Below are 15,440 nucleotides of genomic sequence, written 5' to 3'. Positions count from 1 at the left end.
CTCGCGTTGCCGCTCTCTCCCGCCAGGCGGGAGAGGCAACGCGCTCTGGCTGTGAGGACGGCCTCACCCCTTGTCCGCAACCGCCTCCACCGCCCCGCCGGCCTCGGCCCAGTCCTTGAAGGCGCCGAGGTTGCGGACGTCGGTGTAGCCGAGATCCTGCAGCGCCTTGCCGGCCAGGGCCGACCGGCCGCCGGAGGCGCAGTACAGGATCACCGTCCGGTCGCGGCGGAAGGCCGGGTCGTGATACGGCGACTCCGGGTCGGCGCGGAACTCCAGCATGCCGCGGGAGACATGCGTGGCGCCCGCGATCTTGCCTGCTTTCAGCTCCGGCGCGTCGCGCACGTCGACCACCAGGGCGCCGCCCTGGATCAGCGCCGCCGCCTCCTCGCGGGTGACTCTCGGCACCGCGGCGTTGGCGGCGGCCAGCAGCTCCTTGACCGATGTCGTCATGGGGGCCTCCTGGGTTACGAGGGTTTGCGCCCGACGGCGAGCGCGATGGCGAAGCCGTCCGGGTCGATGAAGGCGGCCTCGGGCCCGGCGCCGGTGGCGTCGAAGAACCGGGCCATGAAGCAGCGCAGCGAAGCGCACAGCGCGATGTCGGCAATCTGCACGTCGCGGAAGCCGGCGGCCCGCAGCGCGTCGACGTCCTGCCGGGTGATGCGCGAGGCATCGCGGGCCACGGCGTCGGCATAGGCCAGCATGGCGGTGTCGCGCTCGCCGAGCCCGGCGGTCCGGAAATCGGCCTGCACCGCCAGCACCTTGTCCCGCGATCCCAGGTCGTCCACCAGCATCCTGCCATAGACCATCGAGCAGTAGGTCGACGGCACCTGCTTGGCGGCGATGAAGGTGATCAGCCGCCAGTCGCGCGGCGACAGGGAGAAGCTGGCCTTCACCTGGGCGTAGAACGCCTCCCAGGCCGGCAGCAGGTCGGGCCGCGCGGTCCAGCAGGTCGTGGCCGACATGACGAAGCCGAGCCGCGCCCGGTCCGCCGCATAGGACTCAGCGACCTCGCCGGTCGCGTCCTCTTCCCTGATCGTTTCCACGAACATGCAAAGCATCTCCAGCCAGCCGAGCGGTCGCCGCGGCGGTCCCGACCTCGGATCACTGCCGATCAGGATCGGGAGCGGGCCAGGGGCCGTCAATCTCCCGAATGGGAGGTGACAATTGTGCCGGATTATGGGCTCAGCAGTCTGCCAGCACCGTGGCCGCGCCGGGAGCGATCAGCGTCCCGATCGGCTCGCCGCGGCAGATCCGCTGCATCGCGCCCGGCCGGTCGAAGGCGAAGACGTGCAGCGGCAGCCCGTGGTCGCGCGCCAGCAGGATCGCCGACTGGTCCATCACCCGCAGCTCCTGCGCGATCGCGTCGGCGAAGGCCAGGCTGGCGTATTTGCGCGCGGCCGGGTCGGTCCGGGGATCGGCGGTGAACACGCCGTCGACCCCGTCCTTGGCCGCCAGCACCGCATCGCAGCGCAGCTCGATCGCCCGCTGCACCGCCGGGTAGTCGGTGGTGACATAGGGCTGGCCGTTGCCGCCGGCCAGGACGACGATGGCGCCCTTGGCCAGGTGCCGGTCGGCCCGCAGCCGGATATAGGGCTCGGCCATCGACGGGATCGGCACCGCGCTCATCACCCGCACCTCGGCGGACCGCGCGGTCAGCGCCGCGCGCAGCATCACCGCATTGACCATGGTGCCCAGCATGCCGATGTTGTCGGCCTCCGCCCGCTCGATGTGCCAGGCGTCGGAGACGCGGCCGCGGAACACGTTGCCGCCGCCGATCACCACGGCGATCTGGATGCCCAACTCGTGCACCGCCAGGATCTCGCCGACGATGTGGTCGATCGCGGCGGCGCCGAAGATCGACCCGTCCGCGCCGGCCATGGCGCCGCCGCTCAGCTTCAGCAGCAGCCGCCTGGGGGAATGCGCCATCGTGCCCTCCGCTCGTCTCGCTGGGCACCGCTCAGGTCGGCACCGATCCAGACTGCCCGATTTCGGGTGTATGCGGAACCCGGCCGCGTTAAAGATTTCGCCGACCTTCCCGATGGAACGAGACCCATGGATTTCACGGCCCTGGACGATCGCCCCTATCCGGTGCTCGCCGATGCGACGATCCCGGAGCTGCCGGCCCATTACCGCGGCAAGGTGCGCGACAACTACGATCTGCCGGACGGGCGGCGCATCATCATCGCCACCGACCGGATCAGCGCCTTCGACCGGATCCTCGCGATCATCCCGCTGAAGGGCCAGGTGCTGACCCAGACCGCGCGCTTCTGGTTCGAAGAGACGCGCGACATCTGCCCGAACCATGTCCTGGACTATCCCGACCCGAATGTCGTGGTCGGCCGCAGGCTCGACATCCTGCCGGTCGAGATCGTGGTCCGCGACTATCTCGCCGGCACCACCGGCACCTCGATCCTGACGCTCTACAAGGCCGGCCAGCGCCGGATGTACGGCATCCAGCTGCCCGACGGGCTGCGCGACAACCAGAAGCTGCCGCAGCCGATCATCACCCCGACCAGCAAGGCCTTCGACGGCGGCCATGACGAGCCGCTGACGCCGGAGGAGATCGTCAGCCAGGGCCTGCTGACCGCGGCGCAATGGCAGCAGCTCAGCGACTATGCCTTCGCGCTGTTCGCCCGCGGCCAGCAGATCGCCGCCCGGCACGGGCTGATCCTGGTCGACACGAAGTACGAGTTCGGCACCGACGCCGAGGGCCGCATCGTCCTGGCCGACGAGATCCACACCCCGGACAGCAGCCGCTACTGGCTGGCGGACAGCTACGAGGACCGCTTCGCCCGCGGCGAGCGGCCGGACAGCTTCGACAAGGATTTCGTCCGCAGCTGGGTGGCGGCGCGCTGCGACCCGTACAAGGACCCGATCCCGGAGATCCCGGCCGAGGTGATCCGCGCCACCGCGCAGGTCTATGTCCGCGCCTGCGAGACCATCACCGGCCACCGCTTCGAGATGCCGGACCGGGAGCGGCCGGTGCTGGACCGGATCCGGGAGAATCTGGCGCAGTACTTCTGAACCCGCGATTCAAACCCCCAACTGTCATGCCCGGGCTTGACCCGGGCATCCAGAGAATGTCGGGGCTGCTCTGGGTGGCCCCTGGATTGCCGGGTCAAGCCCGGCAATGACAGCAAGAGAGGCCTGAGCGCCTAAGGCGCAATCCGCTCCGCCGCCACAGTCCGCCCGTCGATCGTTCCCGTGATGCGGGCCATGGCGTCGGTGTCGCGGTCGTTCCAGGCCAGCGTCAGCGTGCCGGTGGCCGCGCCCTCCAGTGTCAGCTCGGCGGTGACGTCGCCAGTCGACTGGTCCCAGCGGATCGTGCCGGACACGGCCAGGTCCTCGGCCCAGCGCACGCGGTCGAGGGCGAAGGCATAGCCGGCGTCGAAAGCCTCGAAGGTGAAGCGACCGCCGCGCAGCCCGACGCCGCTGCCGCCCGAGTTGACGAAGTAGCGCGCCAGCACGTCGCCCGCCGTCTCCGCGGCCGCCGAGGCCAGGCGCAGATCGGCGTCGGTCGCTGCATTGCCGGCAACGGCGCCAGCCGGGGCGACGTCGGCCGCCTTCGCCGCGAAGGCCGGCACGGTGCGGATCGGCCGGATCCGCTGGGTGCAGGAGGTGTCGCCGGCATCGCCGCCCGAGCGCACGAAGTTCAGCACGATCGGGGCGACGCAGCCGGTGGCGTCGGCGCCCTTCGGCGGCACGAAGATCGCCTGGTCGGTGATCGCGGTGATGTGGGTCACGTTGCGCACCGGCACATAGGTCGCGTCCGGAAACAGCCGCGCCGCCTCCAGCCCCTCGATCGGCGAGGTGACGCTGTCGATGTCGCCCGACAGCACCAGCACCGGCACGTTCGGGAACGGCACCTTCGGGTCGGCGGCGGTGCCCGGAACCACACCCTTCGGCGGCGCCGGCCAGTCGAGGCACAAATCGCGCCGCTCCCATTTGTGCGGCGAGCCGTCGACCTCGGCGATGGTGAAGGGGGCGTAGACCCCGCGCTCGGTCGCCTGCTTCTGCGCCGTGGCGCGCATCAGCTGGCGCCGCCGCTCGGCCCGCGACGCGTCGGCGCGGAACAGCCGCGGATAGTCGCTGCACACCACGGCGACGTAGAGGGCGGTGGAGAAGGCGGCCGGGTCGCTGCCCGGCGTGTTCCAGGACGAGGCCTCGGCCATCAGCCGGTGCAGCGGCGCCGGGTCGCCCGCATCCAGATAGGCGCGCGCCGCGGCGTCCAGCTCGCGATAGAAGGTCGGGCTGCCGCCGGCGCTGTTCATGGTCAGGAACAGGGTCGGGGCGTCGACCGCGATGCCGATGGTGTTGCCGTCGCCGTCCGGCGCCTCGGCCTTGCCCGGCTTGGCCCGCAGCGCCGCCGCCAGCCGCTCGATCCGGTCGAGCGACCGGCCGCCGAGCGCCCGGCAGCTGGGCGAGCGCCGGCACGCCAGCTCGAAGCCGTCGCGCGCCGTCGCCCATTCGGTCTCGAACCAGGGCGACAGGCCGATGGTCGGATAGGCGCTGTCCAGCACGATGGTGCGCAGCCGGTCCGGGTGGCGCTGGGCGAAGACCTGGCCGAACCAGGTGCCGTAGCTGTCGCCGTAATAGTCGACCTTGCCGATCCGCAGCGCGTCCAGCACCGCCGCCACGTCGTCGGCCGCGGGCGCGGTGCCGTACATCCAGGCGGCGGGCCCCAGCTGCCTGGCGCAGGCGGCGATCGCGGCGGGCACGAACTCGCCGGCCTCCTGCAGCGCCTGGCACTCGATCGGGTCGGACAGGCCGGTGCCGCGCTTGTCGACCAGCAGCACGTCGCGCCGGTCGCGCAGCGGCTCGAACAGCCGCAGATAGCCTTCGCGCGTGCCGGTGGAGGAATAGCCGGGCCCGCCTTCTTGGGCCAGGATCACGCCCTCGGCCGGCTGGCCGGCATCGCGGTGCGGGTAGAATTCGAAGCCGACCGCCACCGCGCCGGGCAGCGTGCCGGCGGGGTCGAGCGGCCGGTCGATCCGGCCGCAGAAGCCGCCGAAATCGGGCTGGCAGGCGGTCAGGGTGACGCCGCCGACCTGGATCGTCGCGGCCGGGGCTTCGGCAGGAGCGGGGGGCGGCGCAGGGGCGGCCTGCTCCTGGGCCACCGCGCCGCCCGCGGCGGCCAGCAGGGCCGCGGCGGCCCAGAACCTGCCGGACGTGCGCATGAGCCTCCCCCTTTGTCGGCGGCGTCGGCGGCCCCCGGCCGCTCGCGGTTACAAACTCCGGTGCCGGGCGCGCGACCCCCGCTCGATCGCCGACGCCACCAGCCGGTCGACCTGGAACTTGTCGCGCATCAGCTCCAGCAGGCGCAGCTCCGGCTGGCTGGCGCGGCCGTCCGCGGCGATCGAATCGCAGGCGATGGCATAGGCGGTCTCGCGCAGATGGTCCGGCAGCGTCCCGGCGATGATGTCGAGGGCGCGGTCGATGCCGTCATCCTCCTGCAGCAGCTCGATGCAGTCGCGGGTCAGGTCCGGGATGCGGTCGATGTCGAAACCGCGGAACACCGGCAGGAACCGCACCATCTCCGACAGCGTCTCGACCTCCGCGTCGGTCATGTTCTTGTCGGCCACGGAGGCGAGCACCATGGTGTAGATCAGGGCGCCGTGGGCGTCGGTCGTCATGGCAGTCTCCGCTGGCCTGCGAGTCGCGGGAAGGATCGCCCCGGATATGGCGCGGAACGCCGCGGGGCGTCAAGGCGAGGGCAGTTCCGGCCGGCGCGGCCGCCCGGAACGCTGTTTTGCAACCCAGCCTTTCCCCGCCGCCCTTCCCCGCCCCGGCCCGGCATGGCATGAGGGGCGCCATGCAGGCAGTGATCGACGTGGCGTTGCCGGTCTTCGGCGTCATCTTCCTCGGCGTCTTCGCCGGGCGCATCCGGCTGCTCGGCCGGGCCCAGTCGGAGGCGCTGAACGGCTTCGTCTACTGGATCGCGCTGCCGGCGCTCCTGTTCCTGGCGATGGCCCGCACCCCGGTCGCCGAGATCGTCAACCTCAACTTCGTCGGCGCCTTCCTCGGCGGCATCCTGGCCGTGTGGCTGCTCGGCACCGTGCTCGGCGCCCTGATCCACCGCGCCGATGCCGGCGAGGCGACGATGCAGGGCATGAACGCCGGCTTCTCCAACACCGGCTATATGGGCATCCCGCTCTTCGCCGCCGCCTTCGGCCCGGCCCGCGGCCTGCCGCCGGCGTCGCTGGCGACCGTGATCATGAGCGTGGCCTGCGTCGGCCTCGCCGTGGTGGTGCTCGAGCTGACCGGCAGCCGCGGCCGCGGCATCCTCCACGCGCTCCGCGACGTGGCGCTGGCGCTCCTGAAGAACCCGCTGGTGGTGGCGCCGGTGCTGGGCGTCGCCTGGTCCTGGGCCGGCCTCGCCGTGCCGGCGCCGCTGGCGACGCTGCTGTCGCTGCTCGGCGCCGCCGCCAGCCCCTGCGCCCTCTTCGCCATCGGCCTGTTCATGGCCAGCCAGACGCTGCGCACCGGCCTCGGCGAGGTCGGCTGGATCTCGGTGCTCAAGCTCGTGTGGCAGCCGCTGATCACCTGGGGCCTGGCCGCGACCGTCTTCCCGATGGACCCGTTCTGGACCGCCAGCGCGGTGATCCTGGCGGCGCTGCCGACCGGGGCGCTGACCTTCGTGATCGCCCAGCGTTACGGCGTCTATGTCGAGCGCACCTCGGCGGTGATCCTGGTCTCGACCGTGGTCTCGGTGCTCACCCTGTCGCTGCTGCTGGCGATCTACGCGCCGCAATTCCCGGCCGGCTGACGTCCCGGCGGAAACAGACAAAATTTGCCGAAAACGGGCGGTGCCGGATCGCGAAAGCTGGTGTTACTCTGCCGGAAACAGTGAAGCCGGGAGGACCCCTGGATGCGTGACGACGGCCCGATCCGCCAGCTTCCGAAGCGCACGATCGCCCTGGTCCTCGCCGGCGGCAGGGGCAGCCGGCTGAAGCAGCTGACCGACCGCAGGGCCAAGCCCGCGGTCTATTTCGGCGGCAAGTTCCGGATCATCGACTTCGCCCTGTCGAACTGCATCAACTCCGGCATCCGCCGCATCTATGTGCTGACCCAGTACAAATCGCACAGCCTCTTGCGCCACCTGCAGCGCGGCTGGGGCTATCTGCGGGCCGAGATGCACGAATTCGTCGACCTGCTGCCGGCGCAGCAGCGGGTGGACGAGGCGATGTGGTACCGCGGCACCGCCGACGCGGTCTGGCAGAATCTCGACATCTTCGAGGCCGAGGGGCCGGACCATGTGCTGATCCTGGCCGGCGACCATGTCTACAAGATGGACTACGCGGCGATGATCGAGGATCACGTCCGCACCGGCGCTGACGTCACGGTCGGCTGTGTCGAGGTGCCGCGGATGGAGGCGACGGCCTTCGGCGTGATGCATGTCAACGACCAGTGGCGGGTCACCAGCTTCCTGGAGAAGCCGGCCGACCCGCCGCCGATGCCGGGCCGGCCGGACACGGCGCTGGCCAGCATGGGCATCTACGTCTTCAGCATGCGCTTCCTGGCCGAGCAGCTGCGCCGCGACGCCGCCGATCCGGCCTCGGAGCACGATTTCGGCAAGAACATCGTGCCCTTCCTGGTCGACGCCGCCCATGTCCGCGCCCACCGCTTCTCCGAAAGCGCGATCCCGAACCCGAGCTACGCCGAGCCCTACTGGCGCGACGTCGGCACCATCGACGCCTACTGGGAAGCCAATATCGACCTGACCACGGTGACCCCGGCGCTCGACCTCTACGACCAGGACTGGCCGATCTACACCTATCAGGAGCAGCTGCCGCCGGCGAAGTTCGTGTTCGAGGACGGGGCGCGGGTCGGCAAGGCGGTGAACAGCACCGTCTCGGGCGGCTGCATCGTCTCCGGCTCCACCGTCCGGCAATCGGTGCTGTTCTCGAAGGTGCGGGTCAACTCCTTCGCCCGGCTGCACGAGGCGGTGGTGCTGCCGGAATGCGACATCGGCCGCCACGCCCGCTTGAACCGGGTGGTGCTGGACCACGGCGTCAAGATCCCAGAAGGGCTGGTGGTCGGCGAGGACCCTGAGCTCGACGCCAAGCGCTTTTACCGCACCGAGACCGGCATCGTCCTGATCACCCAGCCGATGATCGCCGCGCTGGATTGACGGCGACCATGTCGTCCGCGCCTCTCGCCGCTTGCTCTCTGGTCCCCCCTCCCCTCGCGAGAGGGGGGCAGGGGGAGGGGGCTGCGCGCGTCTGCGCGCGAATGAGTCTATTGCTTGCTTGGTACCAGAGCGCCCTTGCCTGTACTAAAAGCCGGTCCTTGCGGCAGGACCCCCCTATCCCCCTCCCGCGAGGGGAGGGGGGACTCGTTGAGGCTGGCGACGCGCCTCCGGCGTGTCCGGAGGATCGATGAACGTCCTGCACGCTGTGTCGGAGATCTATCCGCTGGTCAAGACCGGCGGCCTGGCCGATGTCGCCGGGGCGCTGCCGCCGGCGCTGGCGGCGGCCGGGATTGCCGCGAGGGTCCTGGTCCCGGCCTATCCCGCCGTGCTGCAGGCGATGCGGCGGCCGGAGGTGGTGCTGGAGGATCCGGCCCTGTTCGGCGGCGGCCCGGCGCAGCTGATGCTGGCCCAGCTCGACGGCGTCGCCGTCCCGGCCTATGTGCTCGACTGCCCTGGCCTGTTCGCCCGGCCCGGCAACCCGTATCTCGGCCCCGACCGGCAGGACTGGCCGGACAACCACCGCCGCTTCGCCGCCCTCGGCTGGGCCGCGGCGCGCCTCGGCCTCGGCGCCGACCCACGCTGGCGGCCCGACATCGTGCACGGCCATGACTGGCAGGCCGGCCTCGCCCCGGCCTATCTGTCGTTCCAGGCCGCCGGCACAATCCGCCCGCGCACCGTCACGACCATCCACAACATCGGCTTCCCCGGCTGGTTCCCGGCCGCGACGGCGGCGGAGCTCGGCCTGCCGCCCGACAGCCTGTCGATCGACGGGCTGGAGTATTTCGGCGACGTCGGCTTCCTCAAGGCCGGGCTCCACTACGCCGACCGCATCACCACGGTCAGCCGCACCTATGCGCAGGAGATCCAGACGCCGGACTACGGCTATGCCCTGTCCGGGCTGCTGGCCGCCCGCGCGTCCGACCTGGTCGGCATCGTCAACGGCACCGATTACGGCGTCTGGGACCCGGCGGTCGATCCGCATCTGCCGGCGCCCTACGGGCCGGACGACCTGTCCGGCAAGGCGCTGTCGAAGGCGGCGCTGCTGCGCGAGTTCGGCCTGCCGGAGGATGACGGCTCGCCGCTCTTCGCCATGGTCAGCCGGCTGACCGGGCAGAAGGGCTGCGACCTGCTGCTGGACTCCATCCCGGCGCTGGTCGCGGGCGGCGGCCGGCTGGCGCTGCTCGGCTCCGGCGACGCCGGGCTCGAGGCCGGCTTCCAGGCCGCCGCGGCCGCGCATCCCGGCCGGGTCGCCGTCCGCATCGGCTATGACGAGGCGCTGTCGCATCTGCTGCAGGCCGGCGCCGACGTGCTGCTGGTGCCGTCGCGCACCGAGCCCTGCGGCCTGACCCAGATGTACGCGCTGCGCTACGGCACCTTGCCGCTGGTGCGCCGCACCGGCGGCCTGGCCGACACCGTGGTCAATGCCAGCCACGACGCCATCGTCGAGGACCGCGCCACCGGCTTCGGCTTCGACGACCCGACCGCCCCGGCCCTGGCCGGCACCATCAGCTGGGTCTGCGGCCTGTGGCGCGACCGGGCGCTGTGGGCGCAGCTGCAGCGCCGCGCCATGGCCCAGGATTTCAGCTGGGACCGGGCCGCCGTCGACTACGTGGCCCTCTACCGCGACCTGTTGGCGACGCCATGACGGAAGACACCGGAACCCTCCCGGCGGCCGACGGCACGCCGGTCGCCTGGCGCCGCCGCTCCGGCCTCCCCGACGGCCGGCCCGGCCTGGTGTTCTGCGGCGGCTTCCGCTCCTCGATGGCGGGGGAGAAGGCCGGCTTCCTCGACGGCTTCGCCGCCGACCGCGGCCTGTCCTTCCTGCGCTTCGACTATCGCGGCCATGGCGCCTCCGGAGGCGTGTTCCAGGATCTGGTGCTGGGCGACTGGATCGCCGACGCGCTCCTGGTGCTCGACCGGCTGACCGAGGGGCCGCAGATCCTGGTCGGCTCGTCGATGGGCGCCTGGGTCGCCGCCTGTGCCGCGCTGGCCCGGCCGGGCCGGGTGGCGGGGCTGGTCGGAATCGCCGCCGCGCCCGACTTCACCGAGGATTTGATGCTGCCGGCGCTGGGCGAGATGGGGCTGGCGCGGATGCGCCGCGACGGCTTCGTCGACCGCCCCTCGGCCTATGGCGACGGCCCCTACCGCATCACCTGGCGGCTGATCACGGAGGCGCGATCGCACCTGCTGCTGCGCGGCCCGGTGCCCGTCGCCGGCCCGGTGCGCCTGCTGCACGGCCTGGCCGACCCCGACGTGCCCTGGCGCCAGAGCCTCAGGCTGGCCGAGGCGCTGTCCGGCCCGGATGTCCGCCTGACCCTGGTCAAGGACGGCGACCACCGCCTGTCGCGGCCCCAGGACCTGGCGCTGCTGGGGCAGGCGGTGGCGGAGGTGGCGACGCTGGCCTCGTCGAAATAGGCTGCCGTTCCCAGATCCTCACCTTCCGCCGGAGCTGGCGATGCTGCGATCCCTGATCCTGACCGGAGGGCTCTGCCTGATGACAGCCGTGGCCGGCGCCCAGGCGCCCTCGCCGATGCCGCCGGATGCCGAGATCCGCGCCATGCTGGTCGATCGGATCGATACCAGGCAGCAGGGCGTCGGCATCGTGGTCGGGGTGATCGGGCCGGAGGGGCGGCGCATCGTCTCCTATGGCCGGCTGGACCGGGACGACCCGCGGATCCCGGACGGCGATACCGTCTTCGAGATCGGCTCGGTGACCAAGGTGTTCACGGCTCTGCTGCTGGCCGGGATGGCGCGGGAGGGCGAGGTGGCGCTGGACGACCCGGTGGCGCAGCACCTGCCCGTCGGGGTCCGCGTGCCGGAACGCGGCCGGGCGATCACCCTCGTCGATCTCGCCACCCATACCTCGGGCCTGCCGCGGATGCCGGCGAACTTCGCCCCGCGCGATCCCCGGGATCCCTATGCCGACTACACGCAGGCGCAGCTCTTCGACTTCCTGTCCGGCTATCGCCTTCCTCGCGATGTCGGCGCCGAATTCGAATACTCCAATCTCGGCGCCGGGCTGCTCGGCCAGGCGCTGGCGTACCGCGCCGGCACCGATTACGAGACGCTGGTCCGTACTCGGATCGTCGAACCGCTCGGGCTGCGCAGCACTGCCATCGAGCTGCCGCCCAACCTGCAGGCCCGCCTCGCCCCGGGCCATGACGCAGCGCTTGAGACCGTGCCCAACTGGTATCTGCCGACCCTGGCCGGGGCCGGCGCGCTGCGCTCGACCGCGAACGACCTGCTGGCCTTCCTCGGCGCCGTAATGGGCTATGACGATTCGCCTCTGCGGCCGGCGATGGACGACATGCTGGCGGTCCGCCGCGACGGCGCCAAGGGCGGCCAGGTGGCGCTGGGCTGGATGGTGATGCCCCGCGGCGAGGACGAGCTGGTCTGGCACAATGGCGGCACCGGCGGCTACCGCTCCTTCGTCGGCTTCCTGCGCAAGGCCCGGATCGGCGTCGTCGCGCTGTCGAACACCTCGACCGAAATCGGCGTCGACGACATCGGCTTCCACCTGCTGGACCCCACGCTGCCGCTGTCCTCGCCGCCGAAGCCGCACCACCAGGTCGCCGTCGATCCCGCGCTGTTCGACGCCTATGTCGGGCGCTACCGGCTGGCGCCGGACTTCATCCTCACGGTGACGCGGGACGGCGACCGGCTGATGGCCCAGGCCACCGGGCAGGAGAGGTTTGAGATCTTCCCGGAGGGCGAGCGGGAGTTCTTCTACAAGGTGGTCGACGCCCAGATCACCTTCGAGGTGGACGGGTCGGGCCGTGCGACCCGGCTGGTCTTGCACCAGGGCGGGCGCGACCAGCCGGCGGAGCGGATCGCGGATTAGAGCGGAGTAGGTTCAGGCCGGCTCGGGTCATTCCATCGCATCAAGACGGTGAGTTGTTACCTCTCCCGCTTGCGAAACCTTCTCACAACTCCCAACACCGTCATTGCGAGCGCAGCAAAGCAATCCAGGGCCACTCGCATTGGCTCCTGGATTGCTTCGTCGGCTTCGCCTCCTCGCAATGACGAAGAGGGAACGGGCGTTGTAGAAAAGTCTCGCTTGCGGGAGAGGCAGCGCGAAGAAGCGTCACAGATCGACGTCACGGAGCGGGACGTTCACCCGCTCGATCTCGATGTCGACCTTCGGCGCGGCCAGCAGATGATCCACGAAGCTGCGGCCGGGCTTGATCAGCTTGCGGTACTCGGCCTCGGAGATCACGACCACCGCCGGCTTGCCGCGACGAGTCACACGCTGCGGGCCTTCGGTCAGCGCCTTCTCGACCAGTTCGCTGAACCGGTCTCTCGCATCGCGCAGCCGCCAGCTCATTCGACACTCCTGTCCAAATGAGTGACAGCGGCTGGCGGCTCAAGGGCCAGGAACTTCTTCGTGATCGCCACCGCCTCGGCCAGGCCGATGCGCTGCACCTCGACGCCGGGCGGGAAGGCGGTGCACAGGCGGGTCGGCATCATCGGGTCCAGCAGCACGAAGACGCCGCGGTCGTCGGCCCGCCGCACCAGCCGGCCGAAGGCCTGCTTCAGGCGGAAGCGGGTCTGCATGTCGGTCCAGCGCTGCCGGCCGAAATGGCCGCCGCGGGCGCGCGACAGGATGTCGGGCCGCGGCCAGGGCACCCGGTCGAACACCATGAGGCGCAGCGCCCGGCCCGGCACGTCGACGCCGTCGCGCACCGCATCGGTGCCCAGGAGGCAGGCGTCGGTCTCGCCGCGGAAGATGTCGACCAGCGTGCCGACATCCATGCCGTCGAGATGCTGGGCGTAGAGCGGCAGCCCCGCCGCCTGCAGCGCCGGGGCCAGGGCGTGGTGCACCGCGCGCAGCCGGCTGACCGCGGTGAACAGCCCCAGCGCGCCGCCGCCCGCCGCCAGGAACAGCTCGCGATAGGCGGCGCCGACCTGCTCCAGGTCGTCCTTGCGCACGTCGCGCACGATCAGCACGCGGGTCAGCGCCGGGTAGTCGAAGGGCGAGGCCACCTGGGCGCGGATCGCCGGCCGCGGCAGGTGGCCGGCGCCGGTGCGGTCCTCCGCCGCCCGCCAGTCGTCGGGGTCGTCGCCGGCGCCGTCGGTCAGGGTGGCGGAGGTGACGACCACGCCATGCGCCTGCCGCACCAGCGCGTCGACGAACGGCCGCGTCGGGTCGACATAGTGGCGGTAGAAGCCGAAATCGAGCTCGCGCCCCTCCACCCGCTCGACCCCGAACCAGTCGACCAGCCAGGGCGGCGTCGGCTCGCTCAGGGACGACAGCATGCCGCGCCAGCCGCCGATCTCCATCTTCGCCCGCCGGTCCAGCGACCGGGCGGCGGCATCCAGCCGCTGGCGCTGGTTCGGGTCCAGCGACCCGGCCTCCTCGTCCAGCCGGTCGCGGAAGGACCGGGCCAGCGCCTGCAGCGGCGCCTGCAGCTCGGCCAGGGCGGCGTCCAGCGCCCGGGCGGCGTCGACCAGCCCCTCCACCGGATCGGTGGTGTCGCATTCCAGGCTGTAGGGCCCGTCGGCGCCCTGGGCCCGGGCATAGACCTGGGTGCGGGTCAGCGCCAGGAAGCGCTCGGCCGGGCCGCGCGGGTCGTCGCCATGGATGCGCCGGCCCCAGCCGGGGCCGGGCAGGGCGCGGGCGGCGCGCTCGATGTCGTCCACCGCCGCCAGCGCCTCCTCGCCCGGCAGCAGATCCTCCACCCGCCGCTTCAGCCCGCGGCCGCGGCTGGCCCGGCGCCCGCCCTCCTCATGGCCCAGCAGCCAGCGCCGCAGGTCGGTGGCCTCCAGCCCGGTCAGGTGGCCGGCGAAGGCCGAATCCGCCGCCTCGAACAGGTGGTGCCCCTCGTCGAAGACGAAGCGGCTGGGCGCGTCGCGGTCGTCCGCCCCGCCCAGCGCCGCCTGGATCATCACCAGCGCGTGGTTGGCGATCACGATCTGTGCCTTGCGCGCCCTGCGGATGCCGCGCTCGATGAAGCAGCGGCTGTAATGCGGGCAGCCGGAATGGATGCACTCGCCGCGCCGGTCGGCCAGGGCCGTGCTGTTCGGCCGGCCGATGATGTCGCCCAGCCAGCCGGGGAAGTCGCCGCCGGTCAGGTCGCCGTCGCGCGTCGCCGCGGCCCAGCGCGCCATCAGGCCCAGCGGCACCGCGTCGCGCGGGTTCAGCGCCAGGCCGCGCACCGCATCCTCGTAGTTCAAGAGGCACAGGTAGTTCTCGCGCCCCTTGCGCAGCACCACCTGGCGGGCCTTCAAGACCGGGTCCGGGAACAGCCGGTCCATCTCGCCGTCGATCTGGTGCTGCAGGTTGCGGGTGTAGGTCGACACCCACACCGGCGCGCCGTTCTTCTGCGCCCAGACCGTGGCCGGGGCCAGGTAGCCCAGCGTCTTGCCGGTGCCGGTGCCCGCTTGCGCCAGCACCACGGTCGGCTCGTCCGGCGCCGGGCGGGGGGCGAAGGCGGCGGCGACGGCGCCGGCATAGTCGCCCTGCTGCGGCCGCGGCTCGGCGCCCTGGCCCAGCATCTGCGCCAGCCGGGCGCGGGCCTCGCGCGGCTCGACCCCGTGCTGCGACGGCGGCGGGTTCGGCGGCTCGGCCTCCCATTCCGGCAGATGCGCCCAGACCTGGTAGGCGCCGCGCTTGCGCGACTCCTCGACCGGGGCGCGCAGCCCCAGCGCCCGCGCCACGAAGGGCGCCCAGGGCCAACCGGCCTCGCCCATCCGCGCCGCCAGCGCCGCCGGGTCGCTGCGCTCGTCCGCGGCGGGGATCGACAGGCCGCGCAGCAGCGTCTCGGCCAGGCGCGGCAGGGCGATCGCCGCATCCTCCAGCGATCCGGGCACCGGCAGGCCCAGCGCTGCCGCGAGGCCGCGCGGCGTCGGCACGCAGAACCGGCCGGGCCGGGCGAAGGCGAACAGCTCCAGGAGGTCGAAGGCGCCCAGCACCTCCAGCCCGCAGCGCCGGCCGACGGCCTTGGCGTGGCACAGCAGCAGCGGCGGCCCGTCGACCCGCCGGCGCAGCGCCGCCGGGTCCAGCGTCACCAGCTCGCCGTCGGCGCTCAGCAGCACGCCGCCCTCCGGCGCCAGCACCAGCGGCTCGGCATCCGGCAGCGAGAAGGCGAGGGCGGGCGGCGCGATCATGCGCGCACTATAGGGGCGCGCCGCGCCGGCACCAGCCCCGACCGCATTCCACGATCACGAATTGTTCTGGGCATATGACGGGCGGCGCCGCAACCCATCGAGTCCCCCCTCCCCTCGCGGGAGGGGGCTAGGGGGAGGGGGC

Annotated in this window: 13 protein-coding genes; 6 read left to right on the top strand and 7 right to left on the bottom strand. The window is 72.0% G+C overall.

Translation table 11 applies throughout. The features are described from left to right. Nucleotides 1-63: 63 nt before the first annotated feature. From ACFW16_RS17315 to pyrH, 3 genes are all read right to left on the bottom strand, one after another. Nucleotides 64-450, bottom strand: a complete 387-nt coding sequence (locus ACFW16_RS17315; protein ID WP_380307156.1) for a rhodanese-like domain-containing protein — start codon at nt 448-450, stop codon at nt 64-66. A gap of 14 nt (nt 451-464) precedes the next feature. Next, nucleotides 465-1,049, bottom strand: coding sequence for a carboxymuconolactone decarboxylase family protein (locus tag ACFW16_RS17310; RefSeq protein ID WP_380307154.1), 585 nt, complete (start codon nt 1,047-1,049; stop codon nt 465-467). Nucleotides 1,050-1,182: 133 nt separating this feature from the next. Beyond that, entirely contained in the window at nt 1,183-1,926 is a 744-nt protein-coding gene (pyrH, locus tag ACFW16_RS17305) for a UMP kinase (protein WP_380307152.1), read from the bottom strand. A gap of 126 nt (nt 1,927-2,052) precedes the next feature. On the opposite strand from pyrH, the gene ACFW16_RS17300 reads away from it, so the two are divergent. Next, nucleotides 2,053-3,024 carry a phosphoribosylaminoimidazolesuccinocarboxamide synthase gene (locus tag ACFW16_RS17300; protein ID WP_380307150.1) on the top strand — a complete coding sequence of 324 codons (972 nt, stop codon included), beginning with the start codon at nt 2,053-2,055 and terminating at the stop codon, nt 3,022-3,024. A gap of 131 nt (nt 3,025-3,155) precedes the next feature. Here ACFW16_RS17300 and ACFW16_RS17295 read toward each other — a convergent pair whose 3' ends face one another. Next, a complete protein-coding gene (locus ACFW16_RS17295; protein WP_380307148.1) occupies nt 3,156-5,177 on the bottom strand; it encodes an alpha/beta fold hydrolase in 2,022 nt (673 codons plus the stop codon). A gap of 48 nt (nt 5,178-5,225) precedes the next feature. After that, complete coding sequence (locus tag ACFW16_RS17290) at nt 5,226-5,633, bottom strand: tellurite resistance TerB family protein (protein WP_380307147.1); 408 nt, start codon at nt 5,631-5,633, stop codon at nt 5,226-5,228. 179 nt (nt 5,634-5,812) lie between these two features. Between ACFW16_RS17290 and ACFW16_RS17285 the strand changes: the two genes are divergently transcribed. From ACFW16_RS17285 to ACFW16_RS17265, 5 genes are all read left to right on the top strand, one after another. Then, nucleotides 5,813-6,766 carry an AEC family transporter gene (locus tag ACFW16_RS17285; protein WP_380307145.1) on the top strand — a complete coding sequence of 318 codons (954 nt, stop codon included), beginning with the start codon at nt 5,813-5,815 and terminating at the stop codon, nt 6,764-6,766. A 102-nt stretch (nt 6,767-6,868) separates the two neighbouring features. After that, complete coding sequence (gene glgC / locus ACFW16_RS17280) at nt 6,869-8,131, top strand: glucose-1-phosphate adenylyltransferase (RefSeq protein ID WP_380307143.1); 1,263 nt, start codon at nt 6,869-6,871, stop codon at nt 8,129-8,131. A gap of 247 nt (nt 8,132-8,378) precedes the next feature. After that, nucleotides 8,379-9,836: a glycogen synthase GlgA gene (glgA, locus tag ACFW16_RS17275; protein WP_380307141.1), complete on the top strand. Its 1,458-nt coding sequence runs from the start codon at nt 8,379-8,381 to the stop codon at nt 9,834-9,836. Then, complete coding sequence (locus tag ACFW16_RS17270; protein WP_380307139.1) at nt 9,833-10,606, top strand: alpha/beta hydrolase; 774 nt, start codon at nt 9,833-9,835, stop codon at nt 10,604-10,606. Before glgA ends, ACFW16_RS17270 begins: the two co-directional genes overlap by 4 nt. Nucleotides 10,607-10,646: 40 nt before the next feature. Then, on the top strand, nt 10,647-12,032 hold the full coding sequence (locus ACFW16_RS17265; RefSeq protein WP_380307137.1) for a serine hydrolase: 1,386 nt from the start codon (nt 10,647-10,649) through the stop codon (nt 12,030-12,032). 243 nt (nt 12,033-12,275) lie between these two features. On the opposite strand, the gene ACFW16_RS17260 is transcribed toward ACFW16_RS17265, so the two are convergent. Together ACFW16_RS17260 and ACFW16_RS17255 are read right to left on the bottom strand one after the other, a co-directional pair. Further along, nucleotides 12,276-12,515, bottom strand: coding sequence for a type II toxin-antitoxin system Phd/YefM family antitoxin (locus ACFW16_RS17260; RefSeq protein ID WP_380307135.1), 240 nt, complete (start codon nt 12,513-12,515; stop codon nt 12,276-12,278). Continuing rightward, complete coding sequence (locus tag ACFW16_RS17255; protein ID WP_380307133.1) at nt 12,512-15,298, bottom strand: ATP-dependent DNA helicase; 2,787 nt, start codon at nt 15,296-15,298, stop codon at nt 12,512-12,514. Before ACFW16_RS17255 ends, ACFW16_RS17260 begins: the two co-directional genes overlap by 4 nt. Nucleotides 15,299-15,440: the final 142 nt, after the last annotated feature.

Source organism: Inquilinus sp. NPDC058860 (genome assembly GCF_042743185.1).
GTDB lineage: Bacteria > Pseudomonadota > Alphaproteobacteria > DSM-16000 > Inquilinaceae > Inquilinus.
This window is presented reverse-complemented; position numbering and strand designations above follow the sequence as displayed.

What these genes read in the sequence shown, in the direction of transcription:
- ACFW16_RS17315 (WP_380307156.1), bottom strand. Translation starts at nt 450, where the DNA reads ATGACGACATCGGTCAAGGAGCTGCTGGCCGCCGCCAACGCCGCGGTG.
- ACFW16_RS17310 (WP_380307154.1), bottom strand. Translation starts at nt 1,049, where the DNA reads ATGTTCGTGGAAACGATCAGGGAAGAGGACGCGACCGGCGAGGTCGCT.
- pyrH (WP_380307152.1), bottom strand. Translation starts at nt 1,926, where the DNA reads ATGGCGCATTCCCCCAGGCGGCTGCTGCTGAAGCTGAGCGGCGGCGCC.
- ACFW16_RS17300 (WP_380307150.1), top strand. Translation starts at nt 2,053, where the DNA reads ATGGATTTCACGGCCCTGGACGATCGCCCCTATCCGGTGCTCGCCGAT.
- ACFW16_RS17295 (WP_380307148.1), bottom strand. Translation starts at nt 5,177, where the DNA reads ATGCGCACGTCCGGCAGGTTCTGGGCCGCCGCGGCCCTGCTGGCCGCC.
- ACFW16_RS17290 (WP_380307147.1), bottom strand. Translation starts at nt 5,633, where the DNA reads ATGACGACCGACGCCCACGGCGCCCTGATCTACACCATGGTGCTCGCC.
- ACFW16_RS17285 (WP_380307145.1), top strand. Translation starts at nt 5,813, where the DNA reads ATGCAGGCAGTGATCGACGTGGCGTTGCCGGTCTTCGGCGTCATCTTC.
- glgC (WP_380307143.1), top strand. Translation starts at nt 6,869, where the DNA reads ATGCGTGACGACGGCCCGATCCGCCAGCTTCCGAAGCGCACGATCGCC.
- glgA (WP_380307141.1), top strand. Translation starts at nt 8,379, where the DNA reads ATGAACGTCCTGCACGCTGTGTCGGAGATCTATCCGCTGGTCAAGACC.
- ACFW16_RS17270 (WP_380307139.1), top strand. Translation starts at nt 9,833, where the DNA reads ATGACGGAAGACACCGGAACCCTCCCGGCGGCCGACGGCACGCCGGTC.
- ACFW16_RS17265 (WP_380307137.1), top strand. Translation starts at nt 10,647, where the DNA reads ATGCTGCGATCCCTGATCCTGACCGGAGGGCTCTGCCTGATGACAGCC.
- ACFW16_RS17260 (WP_380307135.1), bottom strand. Translation starts at nt 12,515, where the DNA reads ATGAGCTGGCGGCTGCGCGATGCGAGAGACCGGTTCAGCGAACTGGTC.
- ACFW16_RS17255 (WP_380307133.1), bottom strand. Translation starts at nt 15,298, where the DNA reads ATGATCGCGCCGCCCGCCCTCGCCTTCTCGCTGCCGGATGCCGAGCCG.